Below are 15,921 nucleotides of genomic sequence, written 5' to 3'. Positions count from 1 at the left end.
GTTTCCTCCCTAGACTTCGACCGTATCGTGCAAACGATGCGGTCTTTTTTTCACCGCAGCTTCCGCAGCGTGCCGCCCAAAAACTGCAAAAGGTCCAAATACTGCAAAGGGTCCAAATACCGCAAGGGTATTGGGCAGTGGCACGCATGAGACAAGGCGTGATCTTCACTCCGCGGCCAGCGGCAGGTCGACGAAATGATGGTCTGGCATCGCCATCAGGTCGGCTGAAAATCGCGTCAGATCGTCGGCCAGCGCGTCGAAGCCGGCGGCTTTCTCGAATGTCCGCTCATTCATGTAGAGCCCGCGATTGACCTCGATCTGCAGCGCATGCAGATGACGCGCCGGGCGGCCATAGTGTTCCGTGATGAAACCGCCGGCGTAAGGCTTGTTGTGAGCGACGGTATAGCCCATCGCGGTCAGCAGCCCGATCGCGGTTTCGGTCAGGGCCGCGGTGGCCGAGATGCCGAAACGGTCGCCGATGATGAAATCCGGCCGCAGCCCGTTGTCACCGACGCGGATGCTCGCCGGCATCGAGTGGCAGTCGATCAGCACGGCAAAGCCGAAACGGGCGTGGGTCCTGGTCAAAAGCCGCTTCAGCGTTTCGTGATAGGGCTTGTAGACGGCCTCGATGCGGGCAACCGCCTCGGCGAGCGGCAAGCGGCCCGCATAGATGTCGAGCCCCTCGCCCACCAGCTTCGGCACGGTGCCGAGCCCGCCGGCCACGCGCGCGGAGCGGATGTTGCAGAAGGACGGCACCGGCTCGGCGAACATGCGCGGGTCGAGTTCCCAGGGCTCACGGTTGACGTCGAGATAGGCACGCGGGAAATTCGCCGCCAGCATCGGCGCGCCCAGTGCCACGGCGCCGCCGAACAGTTCGTCGACATAGCAATCCTCCGAGCGGCGGATGGCGTTGCGATCGAGCCTTGCCATGGCAAGGAAGCGTTCGGGATAGTAGCGGCCGCTATGAGGTGAATTGAAAAGGAAGGGGACGCGTTGCTCGGCGCCCGAACGGATTTCGAAGGGTGGAAAGACCGAAAAATCCTCGGCTGCCGTCTTCAATTTGAACGAACCCGAAAACACCAGTGCATCATGGCATGAAACTGCCACCTTGCTGGCCGCATGTCCAGCATTTCGGCGGTCGTGCCGCTGGGCAAATGTGGGTCAAGCGCGTCCGCGTTCACTTGATGTTTACTCTCACCTCCTCATATACAGGATGGTTAACGGGCCTGCCCCACGGCAGTCTCGGGCGGGTGATTCGGACGGGATATCATGGCACGCATTCTTCTGGCGGAAGACGACGACGATATGCGTCGGTTCCTCGTCAAGGCGCTGGAGCGCGCCGGCTATCAGGTCAGCGATTTCGACAACGGCGCCAGTGCCTATGAGCGGCTGCGCGAGGAACCGTTCTCGCTGCTTCTGACCGACATTGTCATGCCGGAGATGGACGGCATCGAGCTGGCGCGTCGCGCCACCGAGATCGATCCGGACCTCAAGGTGATGTTCATCACCGGTTTTGCCGCCGTCGCGTTGAACCCGGATTCCAAGGCGCCGAAAGACGCCAAGGTGCTGTCCAAGCCCTTCCACCTGCGCGATCTCGTCAACGAGGTCGAGAAGATGCTGCAGGCGGCCTGAGCCGCCTTCCGCAAGCCGCCGGGCGTCAATCCACAGCCGCGGCGAGACGACGTGTTTTTCCTCTTTTCCTGCTATTGACGCGCCGGACCAAAAATGGTGTATGCGCGGCTTCGGATGGGCGTGTAGCTCAGCGGGAGAGCACTGCATTGACATTGCAGGGGTCACAGGTTCAATCCCTGTCACGCCCACCATCCAAGCCAGACTGACACAGTAAGAATCGGCCTGTAGTTCTCCCAGAGAATACGGTGCTGCCACAACTGTGTCACAGCGGGTGCGACGCAACGGCTCTGAACTCAATTTCGTTCATCAACTCATGGAGCGCTACCGCAAAGTGTGCGGCCCATCATCAGCTGCCTAAGGATTCAGTCGGAGGGAAATTCGAGTTCTGCTGTCTTGAGACGTCTCTCGCCTCGGGCGAAGTCCGACAACGCGGGTCGCGGCGATGGACGAGTTGCACTCGCCGAATTTGAACGGCCAATGACAACGCGAAAGGGTAAAGATCGACCTAGTGGCTCAAGTCAAACAGATGAATCCCGTCTTGGTGAACCATCAGCCTCGTTCCCGTCCCATGCCTCAGCCTGCTTCAACCAGTCAGGGAGGTGGTTGGCGATAAACCGAGCCCAAGTGATGAGATGATCTTCGCAACCGTAGCGTAGCCAGATGTCGTCGCCCTCGGTGTAGGGCTGGTCGATCCTCTGAAAGCCTTTGAGGTAGATGGCGCAGATCGCCTCATTGGTATGCAGCAGCGGATGATTGGCTGGCGGCCGATGAAGTGAGGAAATTACCCTATTTTGGATGGTCCGGACCTCATCTCGTCCATTGTAATCGAGCATTTTGGGGAATCGCCGCCGACGCGATGGAAACGCTCCCACGACCGCCTCATCCGAGAGCTGGAACTCCACCGTGAATTGTGATCCGGCGAAATCGTCCCACCCGAACTGGGACACTTGGCACCACACGACGAGATGACGCTGCCCCTGAGGGCGCATCCAACTCAACAGTCCCTTGGCCCTCTTGAAGCCGGCACCCTGAAAGATGGGTGCAAGATGTGTCCTTAGCACGCGATAGGCCTCTGTTGACTTCATCCCGCCCCCCTTTCGGCATATTCCGCTCTAGCGGATTAATTCGAACCTTCGAAACCCCGATGGGATTCCCACGATGCACAGGGCCGTGCAAGTCTGATACATGCGCCCTGGCATATCCATCTCCCTCCTGCCGCCCGTCCGCAAGCGGTTGCAAGCCCTCATCAATGATCGCAACGCCGCCCAGAAGCACGTCTGGCGAGCCGAGATCATCTTATTGAGCGACGAAGGGGTCGGCACGAACGAGATCATGCGGCGCACGTGCAAATCCAAGACCTGCGTGTGGCGCTGGCAGGAGCGATTCATGCACGAGGGTTACGAGGGACTGTTGCGAGACAAGACGCGTCCCTCGCGGATCCCCCAGCTCGGGAACGAGGTCGCGGAACGCATCGTCGCCCTGACGCTTCGGGAGCCGCCTGGCGAGGTGACGCACTGGACCGGCGCGATGATGGCGAAGGCTGCCGGCGTGTCGGTGAGTTCAGTGCAACGCATCTGGCGCGCCCACGGTCTTCAGCCACATCGGGTGCGCCAGTTCAAACTCTCCAACGATCCCAAGTTCGTCGACAAGTTGCGGGATGTCGTCGGCCTCTACGTCGATCCGCCGGCGCATGCAATCGTCCTGTCCGTCGACGAAAAAAGCCAAATTCAGGCGCTCGACCGTAGCCAACCCGGCCTTCCTTTGAAGAAAGGTCGCGCCGGAACGATGACGCATGATTACAAACGTCACGGCACGACGACGTTGTTCGCGGCGCTGAACGTCCTCGACGGCACCGTCATTGGCCGCAACATGCAGCGCCATCGTCATCAGGAATTCATCCGCTTCCTCAACGCTGTCGAGGCCGAGGTCCCGGCTGGCATGGTCGTCCATGTGATCCTCGACAACTACGCCGCCCACAAGCACCCTAAGGTGCGCGCATGGCTCGATCGGCATCAGCGTTTCACTTTCCACTTCACGCCGACTTCTTGCTCTTGGCTCAACGCCGTCGAAGGTTTTTTCGCCAAACTGACGAAGCGTCGGTTGAAGCGCGGCGTCTTCTGTTCGGTCGTTGACCTTCAGGCCGCCATCAACCGCTACCTCGACGAGCATAACTCAGAGCCAAAGCCCTTCACGTGGACCGCCGATCCAGACAAAATCATCGCTGCGGTCAGGCGCGGGCATCAAACGTTAGATTCGATCCACTAGATCGAGTTATCTCGCGGGGAGTCAGGCTTAGAAAGGCCAACCAGAAAATCATGGCGGCGCCGTGAAAGGCGATCGCCAGCTCGGCATATCGATCGCTAGGGAAGCAATATGTGCGCGTGTCGACCAAGTGATGGATCTTCAAGTCTTTACCGGCAAATGTTGACCTGCTCCTGTCAATTTCTCGCCCCTCTCTTAACAACACTAATGAGTCGCCCTCCAACGTCAGTAGCCTTGAATTTTTGAAGCTCGACACGCCTCAATGGAATACCTAACTTATTCGAAATCCATTGCTTGTCCTGAATGTCGAGCGGCATGTACATTGAATAAATATTGAAGGTTGCCCTTAAAATACCAAGAAATGCGCTGGTCTTTCCGTATTTCTTGATAACGTCATCGAGGTCACTCTTATTCATCCTTCCGGTTGCATACAGCCGAGCGATAACCAATACGCTGGAAAAATTGAACGGAATATTTCCCTCCTCATCAGCGTTCGCCTCTGACTCGAACTTCTCCACCAGTTTCTCCAGGGCGCGAATGGAATGGGGTTGATTAAGATATCGAGCCAACCCTGCTTGTGAGACGTAGACCGACCAAAATGCGAATATCCGCTTGACCTTCTCGTACCTCTCGTCGTTCGAGAGGTGATCGGCCGCATAGGCGTGCCGCACTTCTTCCCGAGCGCGCTCCCCGTCGTACATCAGAACCGTAGCGATAGCGTGATTGAGGGATGCATACCGGCCACTTGCCTGAACCATCTTGGTAATGCATTCAAGAATGACCGGAGCGCTATACGTACCTGCCCTGGTACTTAGTATTTGACCTAGAACAGAATGGATCCGCAGAAGCGCATTGACACTATGCATGTAAGAGTCGCTGTCGATTTCGCGGTCATCAATTTTGTGGATGAGCTCCGAATCACCAATATTGGAGTTCAGGAACGGCAACGTATAACGGGCAACTACCTTCTCTGCACTGCTAATAACGTCCAACACGTGCTCTCGCACTAGGTCAGCGCGATTCTCACTGACATCAGACTTGGAGGAAATGAAATGGCCGCCTTCCGGGGAGATACCTAGCATTATTTCGCGAGTTCTATCGGACAGAATCCACGAATCCGCCTTGGAGAATAAACCATCCAGGGTTTCAACGAGCGACTTGACCACAAAATTATCATCAGAAAAATACGCAATAAAGATAACGATATTCGCAAACTTCTTCTGAAAAATTGAAGTCGTACACATAGAAACAAATTCGCGGTATTTCTCTGCATCATTCTGACGAAGAGCTTTCGCCACGTATCGTGCACAAAGAAAATACCAGAGGTACTCTTCTCTAAATTCAAAATTATCATCGTCTCTCACGACGAAAGAACTAAATGCCATACTTCTAAGCTTCTTCGGGGATGAAAGATACTGCGTCTCAAAAATATCGAGACAATCATCCATTATCTCCTTTCCGAATGACCTCGTTCCTGTCTCGACAAACGACCTGTAAGCGACCAGAGATAAGAAGTTCTTCGCCTCATCGAATGACCGCCAATCAGTCCCGACCTTCTGTAGCCGAGTGGTAATCAGAGTATCATAGCAAGATGCGAAGGATGAAACACTAATATCCGTCCCAGAAAAAGACTCGATAAGCTCCAAAAATGTAACCGCAGTATAAGCGTATTTCTCTAGCTCCGTCTGGTTCAAAACCAGCTGCAATCGCTCAAAGACCATCAAAACTTCGCGGTCATCGAGCTCGCAGCCGGGTTTTAGGCCAAGAGATTTCCATCTCTTTGACAGAGTCAGTAACTTATCATCCGTGAGAGGATTAAGCTTAAATATCTGCGGGTCTGGCAGCTCGTTAGATGTAAAAAGAACCGTCGACGCGTTGGAAAATGAGAGTATCACAACCCTTTTGAAATTCTTAGATATATAACTTACTATCTCCTCCTTGACGCCATCAGATAAGTTACATTCATCAAAATCATCAATTATGATCGTAAAAAGAGATCTGTTTACGGTGACAGATCCGTACTGCTTCAAAAGGGTTTGATCGATGAACTTGGCAATGCCAGAAGTTCTTATATCTTTTCCTTTTATTAATACGGAGGGATTTGATATCTTGTCCAAGCTAACTTGTAGAAGCTTGCTTATTAACGATTTCCCAGAACGATCTCCGCCCGTTATTATAACAGAGGTTTTCTGCTCGATTGCATACACGAATTCTTGGAATTTAGTGACCTGCTCGCCGGAATTTTCGTAGTATACGTTCGGGTCAACAAATATTGACCGTTCGTCAATTCGCTGTATCAAGGGATGGCGAATATTATCGATGAGAAAGAGGCCATCTGTATATTCAGAACTCAGCGTTGGCGGAGTCAATTTTTTTTTGAGCTCTTTAATTGTCTCCTTTATGCCGGTGATTACATCTGTCCAAGCCACATCACGTTCCTGGGCGTCATCCTTAGAGACAGCCTGCCGCGTAACAGGTACTCCATCCGTCGGAAGCGCTTTGAAGGTCCGAAGGCCGCCAACGTCCCAGTCACAAGCCCTTACGATGATAGGAACTATCTCAACTTCGCCTCGCTTTTGTCGCTCTAAAGCGATTTCGTATTCCTTATGAAAGCAATAGTCAGAATTTATGAAATCGTTACTTATGAGAAACAGAAAAAGGTCTGCAGACCTTACGTGATCATCGATTCTAGCATCGATTTTTCCACCTGGAGGTATCCGTCTGTCATGCCAGACATCTACAATTTTGTTTCTAACTAGAGCGGCAAAATGTTTTACGAGCTCATTCTTTAGCCATTCGTCTGCGTGGCTGTACGAGATAAATAACTCAAAGGCCATGTCGTTGATACTCCGCCCGAATGTGGCACTGAGCCACACATCCAAATCCCAGCTTCTTATCCTCCTTCCGAAACTTGACGTCTAGAGAGCGCGGATCGATTTCACAACTTCAAGGATGTGTCTGATTTGTTCATTGGTATGAATGGAGCAAAATCATAGCTTCATCAGCTGGGATGGCGACATCTGGTCACGCTCTGATCGCTGTACGAGCGGAGTTTTGTTTTGCAATCGTAGACTGCTTAGGCCTTGAGCTTATCCGATCTTTCCATGGAACAAGCGCGACGTTCAGCGGGAGAGCACTGCATTGACATTGCAGGGGTCACAGGTTCAATCCCTGTCACGCCCACCATCCAACCCGGACAATCGGACCTTGCATCGCGGAGCGCCCGTCTTGGCGCCGACTGGGATGGACGACGGCTGATCCGATCGCGAAACTCGTTTAGATGCCTGCGACGGCGCAGAGGCTCTTCATCCTGGCAATCGCCATCTCCGGATCGGCCAGCAGGCCAGCCTGGTCGGCAAGGCGGAAGACATCGGCATAATGGCGGATGCCGCGCGCCGACTGCATGCCGCCGACCATCGCGAAATGATCCTGGTGGCCGTTCAGCCAAGCCATGAAGACGATGCCGGCTTTATAATATTCGGTCGGCGCCTCGAAGATTTTTCGTGACAGCGGCACGGTCGGCGCCATCAACGCGTCGTAGCCGGCACGATCGCCGTCAGCCAGCTTCGCCAGCGCGGCATTGGCAACCGGCGCGATCGCGTCGAAAATGCCGAGCAATGCGTGCGAGTGCCGCTTGCCGTCTCCGGCGATCAGTTCGGGATAATTGAAGTCGTCGCCGGTGAACATCAACACGCCGTCCGGCAGCCGGTTCCTGAGCGCCACCTCCTTGCCGGCGTCGAGCAGCGATATCTTGATGCCTTCGACCTTGCCGGCGTGGCGCTCGATGATGGCGACCACCGTATCGAGCGCGGCGTCGAAATCGTCGCTGCCCCAATAACTCCTCAAGGCCGGATCGAACATGTCGCCCAGCCAGTGCAGGATGACCTTGCCTGAGGCTTGGCCCAATATGCGGTCGTAAACCAGGGCGTAATGGTCCGGCCCCTTCGCCACGGCCGCCAGCGCGCGGCTGGCCATCATGATCGCCTTGCCGCCCTGCCCTTCGATGAAAGCGAACTGCTCCTCATAGGCAGCGATCACATCGTCCAGTGTCCTGGCCGACGCCGACGCCAGATGGTCGGTTCCGGCACCCGACGCGAGATCGGCGCCAGCGACGGTTCGCGCCTCCGCGATTGAACGGCGGATCAATTCCTGCGCATTTGTCCAATCGAAGCCCATGCCGCGCTGCGACGTGTCCATCGCCTCGGCGATGCGGAAGCCGAGCCGCCACAGATGATGACGAAACGCCATCGTCCTGTCCCAGTCGACCACGGGCCGCGACCACGGATCGGTCATCTTGAGGGGATCGGCAACGACATGCGCTGCGGCATAGGCGATGCGCGGGAACCGCGCGCCGATCACCGGCTGGACCGGCTGTCCGACAAGCGCGTAACGTGTGCTGCGGCCACTCTCGCCCGGCAAGGCAATATCCATCGATCTCTCCCTTTTCGGCGCCTATTAAATGGAACGTTCCAATAAATCAAGAACCTCTAAGATTCGAAATGGCCGGCCGGCCAATGCTGCGTTGCAACACAAAAGGTCCTGAATGGCGTGTTGCTTGACCACATATCATCCGCTTCCTTCTGATTGAGAAAAAATCCCGATTGACTCGCCCACGAAGCAGAGATTAGAACGTTCCAATAAAAGTCGATCGAGAAAACCGGGAGGATATCAGGATGGCCAGCCGGGCCAAGGCGACGATCTTCGACATTGCCCGCGAGGCGGGCGTGTCCAAATCGACCGTATCGCTCGTGCTCCAGGGCAGCGGCCTGATCCGCCCCGAAACCGCGGTCAAGGTGCGCAAGGCGATCGAGGATGTCGGCTATGTCTACAACCGCGGCGCCGCCAATCTGCGCAAGGCCCACTCCAACGTCATCGGCATGGTCATCAACGATCTCACCAATCCGTTCTTCGCGGAACTGGCAGTGGGCATGGAGCGTGTTTTCCAATCGGCCGGCATCGTGCCCTTCATCGCCAACACGGCCGAAAATCCTGTGCGCCAGGAAGAAGTGCTGAAGTCTCTGATGGAACAAGGCGTCGCCGGGCTCATCGTTTCCCCGGCGCGCGGCACCACGCCAGGGGCGTTCCGGCGGCTGGAAATAGCCGGTCTGCCGATTGCCTTCGCCATGCGCCGGCTGCCTGAAAGCCGCATTCCGGTGATTGCTCCCGACAATCATCGGGGCGCCTATCTCGCCACCGCTCATCTCGTCGGCAAGGGACATCGACGCCTGGCCTTCTTCGGCGGCTCGTCCGATCTGGTGGTCTACCATGAGCGGTTGGGCGGCTTTCGCGAGGCCTGCGAGACGCTCGGCATCGACGCTCGCGACGCGCTCATCATCGAGGGCGAGACCAACCGCAAGGGCGGCATGGCCTGCCTGGAAACGTCACTCGCAATGGCGGAGCCGCCAACCGCGGCGCTCTGCTTCAACGATGCCGTTGCCTTCGGCGTCATGCTGGCGCTGCGCAAGCGCGGACTTGAGCCGGGCCCGGATTTCGCCGTCGTCGGCTTCGACGATGTGGTCGAGGCCGAACATTATATGCCGCCGCTGACCAGCGTCGCGGTGGACTCCGCCGGTCTCGGCGAACGCGCGGCCCACGTCATGATCAAGATGATCCAGTCGCGCACCACGCGCGCCGAGGACCATATCGGCGCCGTCAATCTCGTGGTCAGGGAAAGCTGCGGCCCAGATCGCCGCACGCAAAAAAGGCCCGCGCCTACGGGAGCCGCGACATGAGCGTCAAATGGGGGCTGATCGGCGCCAGCACGATTGCCCGGCAATTCATGATCGACGCCATTCGCGCCCGAGCCGATGGCGAGATCGCGGCGGTAATGAGCTCCAACTCCGAACGCGCCACGGCCTATGCGACGGAAAATGGTATTCCATCCGCCGTATCAAATCTCAATGCCTTGCTCGGATCCGACATCGACGCCGTCTATATCTCGACCACCAACGAATTGCATCTCGAACAGGCGCTGGCCGCGATCAAGGCGGGAAAGCATGTGCTGTGTGAAAAGCCGCTGGCGCTGACCAGCGACGACGCGCGCAGAATGGTCGTTGCGGCCAAGGCCGCGGGCATCGTGCTCGGAACCAATCATCATCTGCGCAACGCCGGCGCGCACCGTGCCATGCGCGAGGCGATTGCCGCCGGTCGCGTAGGCCAGCCGATCGCCGCGCGGGTCTTCCACGCCGTCTACCTGCCCGAAAACCTGCAGGGTTGGCGCATCGCCAGGCCTGAGGCGGGCGGCGGCGTGGTGCTCGACATCACCGTGCACGATGCCGACACGCTGCGCTTCGTGCTTGGCGACGATCCGGTCGAGGTTTCCGCTTTCACGCAATCCGCCGGTATGGCCGGCAGCGGGCTGGAAGACGGCGCCATGTGCATCTGGCGCTTCGAGTCGGGCCTCATCGCGCAATCGCATGAAGGCTTCACCACCAGATTTGCCGACACCGGCTTCGAGGTGCACGGCTCCCAAGGCTCGCTGATCGCCCGGAACGTGATGACGCAGAAACCGGTCGGCTCTGTCCTTCTGCGCACCGCCAGCGGCGAGGAAGAATTGAGCTGCGACCGCGAGAATCTCTATGTCAGGTCGGTGCGCCGGTTCCATGCCGCGATCCGTGGCGAGGGCCAGCCTTCCGCCACCGGCGAGGACGGCATCTGGTCGCTCGCCGCGGCCGAGGCGGCATTGCAATCGGCCAATTCCGGCAGAGCCGTCAAGATCGACCCGAAACTCGGGAGCATGAATTGAGCAAGGTCGTTTCGTCGGCGCAGGCAGCCAGCCTGATCAAGGATGGTGTGGTCGTCTCGGTGTCCTCGTCGAGCGGCCTCGGCTGCCCGGACGCCGTGCTCGCCGCCATCGGCGAACGCTTCGACAGCGAGGGCCATCCGAAGGACATCACCACGCTGCACCCCATCGCCGCCGGCGACATGTATGGCATCAAGGGCATCGATCATCTGGCCAAGCCGGGCCTGTTGAAGCGTACGCTGTGCGGCTCCTATCCGTCAGGTCCCTCCTCCGCCGAGCCGCCGCGGATCTGGAAGATGATCGGCGACAATGCCGTTGCCGCCTATAACGTGCCGTCCGGCATCCTGTTCGACATGCACCGCGAGGCCGCCGCCAAGCGGCCGGGCGTGCTGACCAAGGTCGGCCTGGACACTTTCGCCGACCCGCGCCACCAGGGCTGCGCGATGAACGCCGCCGCCGGCGAGCCGATCGTCTCGGTGCAGCAATTCGACGGCGAGGAATGGCTCTATTTCCGCGCCATCGTGCCCCAGGTTTCGATCATTCGCGCCACCACCGCGGACGAGCGCGGCAACCTGACCTATGAGCATGAGGGCGCCTATCTCGGCGGCCTGGAACAGGCGCTCGCCGCCCGCAACAATGGCGGCATCGTCATCGCGCAGGTCAAGCGCGTCGTCGAGAACGGCACGCTGAAGCCGCATGATGTGCGCGTGCCGGGCGTGCTGGTCGACCATATCGTCGTCGCGCCCGACCAGTTGCAGACGACGCTGACGCCTTACGATCCGGCAATTTCGGGTGAAATCTTCCGGCCGCTGTCGAGCTTCCGCACGCCGGAAATGAGCGTTCAGAAGGTGATCGCGCGCCGCGTCGCCATGGAGCTTCGCGACGGCATGGCCGTCAATATCGGCTTCGGCATCTCGGCCAACGTGCCGCGCATCCTTCTGGAAGAAGGCCAGCACGGCAAGGTCACCTGGCTGATCGAACAGGGTGCTGTCGGCGGCGTGCCGCTGCTCGACTTCAAGTTCGGCTGCGCCTCCAATGCCGAGGCGATCATGCCCTCGCCGCACCAGTTCATCTATTTCCAGGCCGGCGGCTTCGACGCTTCGCTGCTCTCCTTTCTGCAGATCGACCGCCACGGCTCGGTCAACGTCTCGAAGCTTTCGGCACGGCCGCATGTCACCGCCGGCGCCGGCGGCTTCGTCGACATCACGTCGCGAGCGAAGAAGATCGTCTTTTCCGGCTTCTTCAATGCCGGAGCCAAGCTGTCGCTCGCCGATGGCGGCATCCGCATCGACGCGGAAGGCAAGGTCAAGAAAGTCGTCGAGGAGGTCGAGCACATCTCCTTCTCCGGCAAGCGCGCCGTCGCGCAGGGACAGGATATCACCTATGTGACCGAGCGTTGCGTGATGAAGCTGACATCAGATGGGCTGATGGTGACGGAACTGGCGCCGGGCATCGACCTCGAGCGCGATGTGCTTGGTCAAGCCGAGATCCCGCTCAACGTAGCCAACGACCTCAAGGTGACGCCGGCCGCGCTCTACCAGGATCGGCCGATCGGACTGTCGCTCAATGGCAGCACCTCGCTCGGAGGCGAGCATGGCTGAGCGCCTCGTCACCTTGGAGCAGGATGGTGCGATCGGCACCGTCACCTTGCGCCGGCCCGAAAAATTCAACGCGCTCGACATCCCGATGCTGCGCGCGCTGGAAGCGGCGCTCGATGAGGTGGAAAGCGCCGAAGGTGTGCGCGTAGTGCTCATATGCGGCGAAGGCAAGGGTTTTTGCGCCGGCGGCGATGTCGAGGCCTGGGGCGGCATGAGCGCCGCCGATTTCCAGGTGCAATGGGTGCGCTACGGCCACCGTGTCTTCGACCGGCTGGCGAGGCTGCGGCAGCCGACCATCGCGGTTCTGTCCGGCCATGCGCTCGGCGGTGGGCTCGAATTGGCTGTCGCTTGCGATTTTCGCGTCGCGGAAACGCAGGTGAAACTCGGCTTTCCCGAAACCTCGATCGGCGTCGTCCCCGGCTGGTCCGGCACGCAGCGCGCGGTGCGCCGCCTTGGCGCCCAGACGGTCCGTCGTATGGCTGTCGGTGGCGAGGTTTTTCTGGCGGCGGAAGCGCTTGCGCTGGGTATCGTCGACCGCGTCGTCGAAACCGGCAAAGCGTCGGGTGAAGCCAAGACATGGGCTGAAAAAATCGCCGAACGCGGGCCGCTGGCAACCGAAGCCGCCAAGCTGATGATCGCGGTGGCGGAAGGCGAAGAAAGCGCTGCCGCGACCGAAGCCTTGGCCAGCGGCTTCATAGCGCTCACCGGCGATCTCAAGGCCGGCGTCGGCTCCTTCAAGACCAAGCAAAAGCCAGTGTTTTCGCGTTCCTAGGACAGAGTGGAAATCACATGAATGCACCTCTGAAGATTTCCATGCCAGCCGAGGCCTCCGCGGCCCCCAAGGCATACAGGCTTCTGATCGACGGCAAGCATGTGGATGCCCGCGACGGCCGTATGCTGGAACGCAAGAGCCCCGGTCACGGCTTCACCGTTTCACATTATGCCCAGGCGGGTGCCGCCGAAGTGGAAGCCGCGATGCAGGCCGCGCACAGGGCGTTCGAGACCGGTCCCTGGCCGCGCATGAAAGCGGCCGAGCGCGCCGCGATCCTGCTCAAGGCCGCCGACCTGATCGAGGCACGGCTGGAAGACATCGCCCGGCTCGATGCGCTGGAATCCGGCAAGCCGATCGCCCAGGCGCGCGGCGAGATCGGCGGCGCCGTCGACATCTGGCGCTATGCCGCCTCGCTGGCCCGCACGTTGCACGGTGAAAGCTACGCCAATCTCGGCGATGCCATGCTGGGCGTCGTGCTGCGCGAGCCGATCGGCGTCGTCTCGATCATCACGCCGTGGAACTTCCCGTTTCTCATCGTCAGCCAGAAGCTGCCTTTCGCGCTCGCCGCCGGCTGCACGGCGGTGGTCAAGCCGAGCGAGATGACCTCGGCCTCGACCTTCGTGCTTGGTGACATCCTGCTCGAAGCCGGCGTGCCTGCCGGCGTCGTCAATATCCTCGCCGGTCTCGGCGCCGATGTCGGCGCGCCGATGGTCAGCCATCCCCTGGTCGAGATGGTTTCGTTCACCGGCTCCACCCACGTCGGCAAGATGACCATGGCGGCGGCCTCGAACTCCCTGAAGAAGGTGTCGATGGAGCTCGGCGGCAAGAACGGCCAGATCGTCTTTCCCGATGCCGATCTCGAGGCGGCCGCCGACGCAGCGGTATTCGGCGGCTTCTTCAATGCCGGCGAATGCTGCAATGCCGGCAGCCGGCTGATCGTGCACGAGGCGATCGCCGACGATTTATTGGCCGCCGTGAAGGCGTTGACCGCCAGGGTGACGGTGGGCGATCCGCTCGATGACGGGACCAAGGTCGGCGCGATGATTTCGTCCGACCATCTGGCCAAGGTGACGGATTACGTGGCGGCGGCCGCGAGTGACGGCGGCAGCATCTACAGCGGCGGCGGACAACTCCCCTCCAATGCCGGCCAATATCTCGATCCGACGATCTTACGCTACGTCACCGAAAACATGGCCGTCGCCCGCGAGGAAGTGTTCGGGCCGGTGCTCTCGGTGCTGACTTTTGAATCGATTGAAAGGGCGTTGCACATCGCCAACAACACGCCCTATGGTCTGTCGGCGGGTGTGTGGAGCGCCAGCATCGACACCTGCATGTCGGTGGCGCGGGGCGTGCGTTCGGGGACGGTCTGGGTGAACACGTTCATGGAAGGTTATCCAGAACTGCCGTTCGGCGGCTACAAGCAGTCGGGCCTGGGCCGTGAACTCGGCAAGCGCGCCGTCGAGGACTATACCGAGGAAAAGACAATCCAGTTTCATCGCGGCCAGCGCACCGGTTGGTGGGTCGGCTGAGTTGGGAAGAACCCGGTGGGCTGCCACCGGTCGTGTAATGCAACAAGGGAGGAAGTACATGTTGCGCAAACTGCTTATCGGAACGGCGCTCGCTTCGGGCCTGGCTTTCGCGGCCCATGCCGAGGATGTCAAGGAAGTGCAGATGCTGCATTGGTGGACGTCGGGCGGCGAAGCGGCTGCTCTCAACGTGCTCAAGGGCGATCTGGCCAAGGAAGGCTATGCCTGGAAGGACGTTCCCGTGGCTGGCGGCGGCGGCGATGCCGCCATGACCGCGCTGAAGGCGATGGTCGCGGCCGGCAACTATCCGACCGCCTCGCAGATGCTCGGCTACACCGTGCTCGATTATGCCGCTGCCGGCGTCATGGGCGACCTCACCGAGACGGCGAAGAAGGAAGGCTGGGACAAGTCGGTTCCGGCCGCCCTGCAAAAATTCGCCGTCTATGAAGGCAAGTGGGTTGCCGCTCCGGTCAACGTCCACTCGGTCAACTGGCTGTGGATCAACAAGGCGGTGATGGACAAGATCGGCGGCACCGAGCCGAAGACCTTCGACGACTTCGTGGCATTGCTCGACAAGGCCAAGGCGGCCGGCGTCACCCCGCTCGCGCTTGGTGGTCAGAACTGGCAGGAAGCCACCATGTTCGATTCCGTCGTGCTGTCGACCGGCGGGCCGGAGTTCTACAAGAAGGCGATGAACGACCTCGACGACGCTTCGCTCAAATCCGACACGATGAAGAAGTCGTTCGACAATCTCGCCAAGCTCGTCACCTATGTCGACCCGAACTTCTCGGGCCGCGACTGGAACCTCGCCACCGCCATGGTCATCAAGGGCGATGCGCTGGTGCAGGTCATGGGCGACTGGGCCAAGGGCGAATTCCACGCCGCCAACAAGACCCCGGGCACCGACTTCCTCTGCTATCGCTTCCCGGGCACCGACGGCTCGGTGATCTACAACTCCGACATGTTCGGCATGTTCAACGTCCCGGACGACCGCAAGGCCGCCCAGGTTGCGCTCGCCACCGCCACTTTGTCGAAGAGCTTCCAGTCGGCCTTCAACGTCGTCAAGGGTTCGGTTCCGGCCCGCACCGACGTGCCTGACACCGACTTCGACGCTTGCGGCAAGAAGGGTATTGCCGACCTGAAGAAGGCCAATGACGGCGGCACGCTGTTCGGCTCGCTCGCCCAGGGCTATGGCGCGCCCCCGGCTGTCGCCAATGCCTACAAGGACGTCATCTCCAAATTCGTCCATGGTCAGATCAAGACCTCGGACGAGGCCGTGACCGAACTGGTCAAGGCAATCGACGACGCCAAGTAAGCGCTACGCACGAAAACGCCTTCCCCGCTCCGGCGGGGAAGGTCCCGTGAGGCCGGTCGGCCGGACGCCGATGG

12 protein-coding genes and 1 tRNA gene are annotated in these 15,921 nt (G+C 59.5%); 9 read left to right on the top strand and 4 right to left on the bottom strand.

The genetic code is table 11. The features are described 5' to 3' along the window. Window positions 1-165 precede the first annotated feature (165 nt). Complete coding sequence (locus tag O7B34_RS24910; RefSeq protein WP_337148535.1) at window positions 166-1,107, bottom strand: N-formylglutamate amidohydrolase; 942 nt, start codon at window positions 1,105-1,107, stop codon at window positions 166-168. 162 nt (window positions 1,108-1,269) lie between these two features. Between O7B34_RS24910 and cpdR the strand changes: the two genes are divergently transcribed. After that, the gene (gene cpdR / locus O7B34_RS24905; RefSeq protein ID WP_006199474.1) at window positions 1,270-1,632 is read left to right on the top strand and encodes a cell cycle two-component system response regulator CpdR; all 363 of its coding nucleotides are present in this window, start codon (window positions 1,270-1,272) and stop codon (window positions 1,630-1,632) included. A 116-nt stretch (window positions 1,633-1,748) separates the two neighbouring features. After that, a tRNA-Val gene (locus O7B34_RS24900) sits at window positions 1,749-1,823 on the top strand. Between the two features lie 327 nt (window positions 1,824-2,150). Here the strand turns inward: O7B34_RS24900 and O7B34_RS24895 are convergent. Beyond that, on the bottom strand, window positions 2,151-2,717 hold the full coding sequence (locus tag O7B34_RS24895; RefSeq protein WP_337148534.1) for a hypothetical protein: 567 nt from the start codon (window positions 2,715-2,717) through the stop codon (window positions 2,151-2,153). Window positions 2,718-2,817: 100 nt separating this feature from the next. Between O7B34_RS24895 and O7B34_RS24890 the strand changes: the two genes are divergently transcribed. Further along, the gene (locus O7B34_RS24890; protein ID WP_337148533.1) at window positions 2,818-3,897 is read left to right on the top strand and encodes an IS630 family transposase; all 1,080 of its coding nucleotides are present in this window, start codon (window positions 2,818-2,820) and stop codon (window positions 3,895-3,897) included. A gap of 173 nt (window positions 3,898-4,070) precedes the next feature. On the opposite strand, the gene O7B34_RS24885 is transcribed toward O7B34_RS24890, so the two are convergent. Together O7B34_RS24885 and O7B34_RS24880 are read right to left on the bottom strand one after the other, a co-directional pair. Further along, entirely contained in the window at window positions 4,071-6,731 is a 2,661-nt protein-coding gene (locus tag O7B34_RS24885) for a TIR domain-containing protein (RefSeq protein ID WP_337148532.1), read from the bottom strand. A gap of 439 nt (window positions 6,732-7,170) precedes the next feature. After that, the gene (locus O7B34_RS24880; RefSeq protein WP_337148531.1) at window positions 7,171-8,325 is read right to left on the bottom strand and encodes a dihydrodipicolinate synthase family protein; all 1,155 of its coding nucleotides are present in this window, start codon (window positions 8,323-8,325) and stop codon (window positions 7,171-7,173) included. Window positions 8,326-8,567: 242 nt separating this feature from the next. On the opposite strand from O7B34_RS24880, the gene O7B34_RS24875 reads away from it, so the two are divergent. From O7B34_RS24875 to O7B34_RS24850, 6 genes are read left to right on the top strand one after another with little or no spacing between them, the layout of a single operon-like run. After that, window positions 8,568-9,626 (top strand): LacI family DNA-binding transcriptional regulator, encoded by a 1,059-nt coding sequence (locus O7B34_RS24875; protein ID WP_027142938.1) that lies wholly within the window; start codon window positions 8,568-8,570, stop codon window positions 9,624-9,626. Further along, window positions 9,623-10,639: a Gfo/Idh/MocA family protein gene (locus O7B34_RS24870; protein WP_337148530.1), complete on the top strand. Its 1,017-nt coding sequence runs from the start codon at window positions 9,623-9,625 to the stop codon at window positions 10,637-10,639. Before O7B34_RS24875 ends, O7B34_RS24870 begins: the two co-directional genes overlap by 4 nt. After that, window positions 10,636-12,237, top strand: coding sequence for an acyl CoA:acetate/3-ketoacid CoA transferase (locus tag O7B34_RS24865; RefSeq protein WP_337148529.1), 1,602 nt, complete (start codon window positions 10,636-10,638; stop codon window positions 12,235-12,237). Before O7B34_RS24870 ends, O7B34_RS24865 begins: the two co-directional genes overlap by 4 nt. Further along, window positions 12,230-13,006, top strand: a complete 777-nt coding sequence (locus O7B34_RS24860) for an enoyl-CoA hydratase/isomerase family protein (RefSeq protein ID WP_337148528.1) — start codon at window positions 12,230-12,232, stop codon at window positions 13,004-13,006. Before O7B34_RS24865 ends, O7B34_RS24860 begins: the two co-directional genes overlap by 8 nt. A gap of 17 nt (window positions 13,007-13,023) precedes the next feature. Then, a complete protein-coding gene (locus O7B34_RS24855; protein WP_337148527.1) occupies window positions 13,024-14,535 on the top strand; it encodes an aldehyde dehydrogenase family protein in 1,512 nt (503 codons plus the stop codon). A gap of 58 nt (window positions 14,536-14,593) precedes the next feature. Further along, entirely contained in the window at window positions 14,594-15,847 is a 1,254-nt protein-coding gene (locus O7B34_RS24850; protein ID WP_337148526.1) for an ABC transporter substrate-binding protein, read from the top strand. Window positions 15,848-15,921 lie beyond the last annotated feature (74 nt).

Origin of the sequence: Mesorhizobium sp. Cs1299R1N3, assembly GCF_037179625.1 — a bacterium.
GTDB lineage: Bacteria > Pseudomonadota > Alphaproteobacteria > Rhizobiales > Rhizobiaceae > Mesorhizobium > Mesorhizobium salmacidum.
This window is presented reverse-complemented; position numbering and strand designations above follow the sequence as displayed.

Coding starts and splice junctions, on each gene's coding strand:
- cpdR (WP_006199474.1), top strand. CDS start 1,270: ATGGCACGCATTCTTCTGGCGGAAGACGACGACGATATGCGTCGGTTC.
- O7B34_RS24895 (WP_337148534.1), bottom strand. CDS start 2,717: ATGAAGTCAACAGAGGCCTATCGCGTGCTAAGGACACATCTTGCACCC.
- O7B34_RS24890 (WP_337148533.1), top strand. CDS start 2,818: ATGCGCCCTGGCATATCCATCTCCCTCCTGCCGCCCGTCCGCAAGCGG.
- O7B34_RS24885 (WP_337148532.1), bottom strand. CDS start 6,731: ATGGCCTTTGAGTTATTTATCTCGTACAGCCACGCAGACGAATGGCTA.
- O7B34_RS24880 (WP_337148531.1), bottom strand. CDS start 8,325: ATGGATATTGCCTTGCCGGGCGAGAGTGGCCGCAGCACACGTTACGCG.
- O7B34_RS24875 (WP_027142938.1), top strand. CDS start 8,568: ATGGCCAGCCGGGCCAAGGCGACGATCTTCGACATTGCCCGCGAGGCG.
- O7B34_RS24870 (WP_337148530.1), top strand. CDS start 9,623: ATGAGCGTCAAATGGGGGCTGATCGGCGCCAGCACGATTGCCCGGCAA.
- O7B34_RS24860 (WP_337148528.1), top strand. CDS start 12,230: ATGGCTGAGCGCCTCGTCACCTTGGAGCAGGATGGTGCGATCGGCACC.
- O7B34_RS24855 (WP_337148527.1), top strand. CDS start 13,024: ATGAATGCACCTCTGAAGATTTCCATGCCAGCCGAGGCCTCCGCGGCC.
- O7B34_RS24850 (WP_337148526.1), top strand. CDS start 14,594: ATGTTGCGCAAACTGCTTATCGGAACGGCGCTCGCTTCGGGCCTGGCT.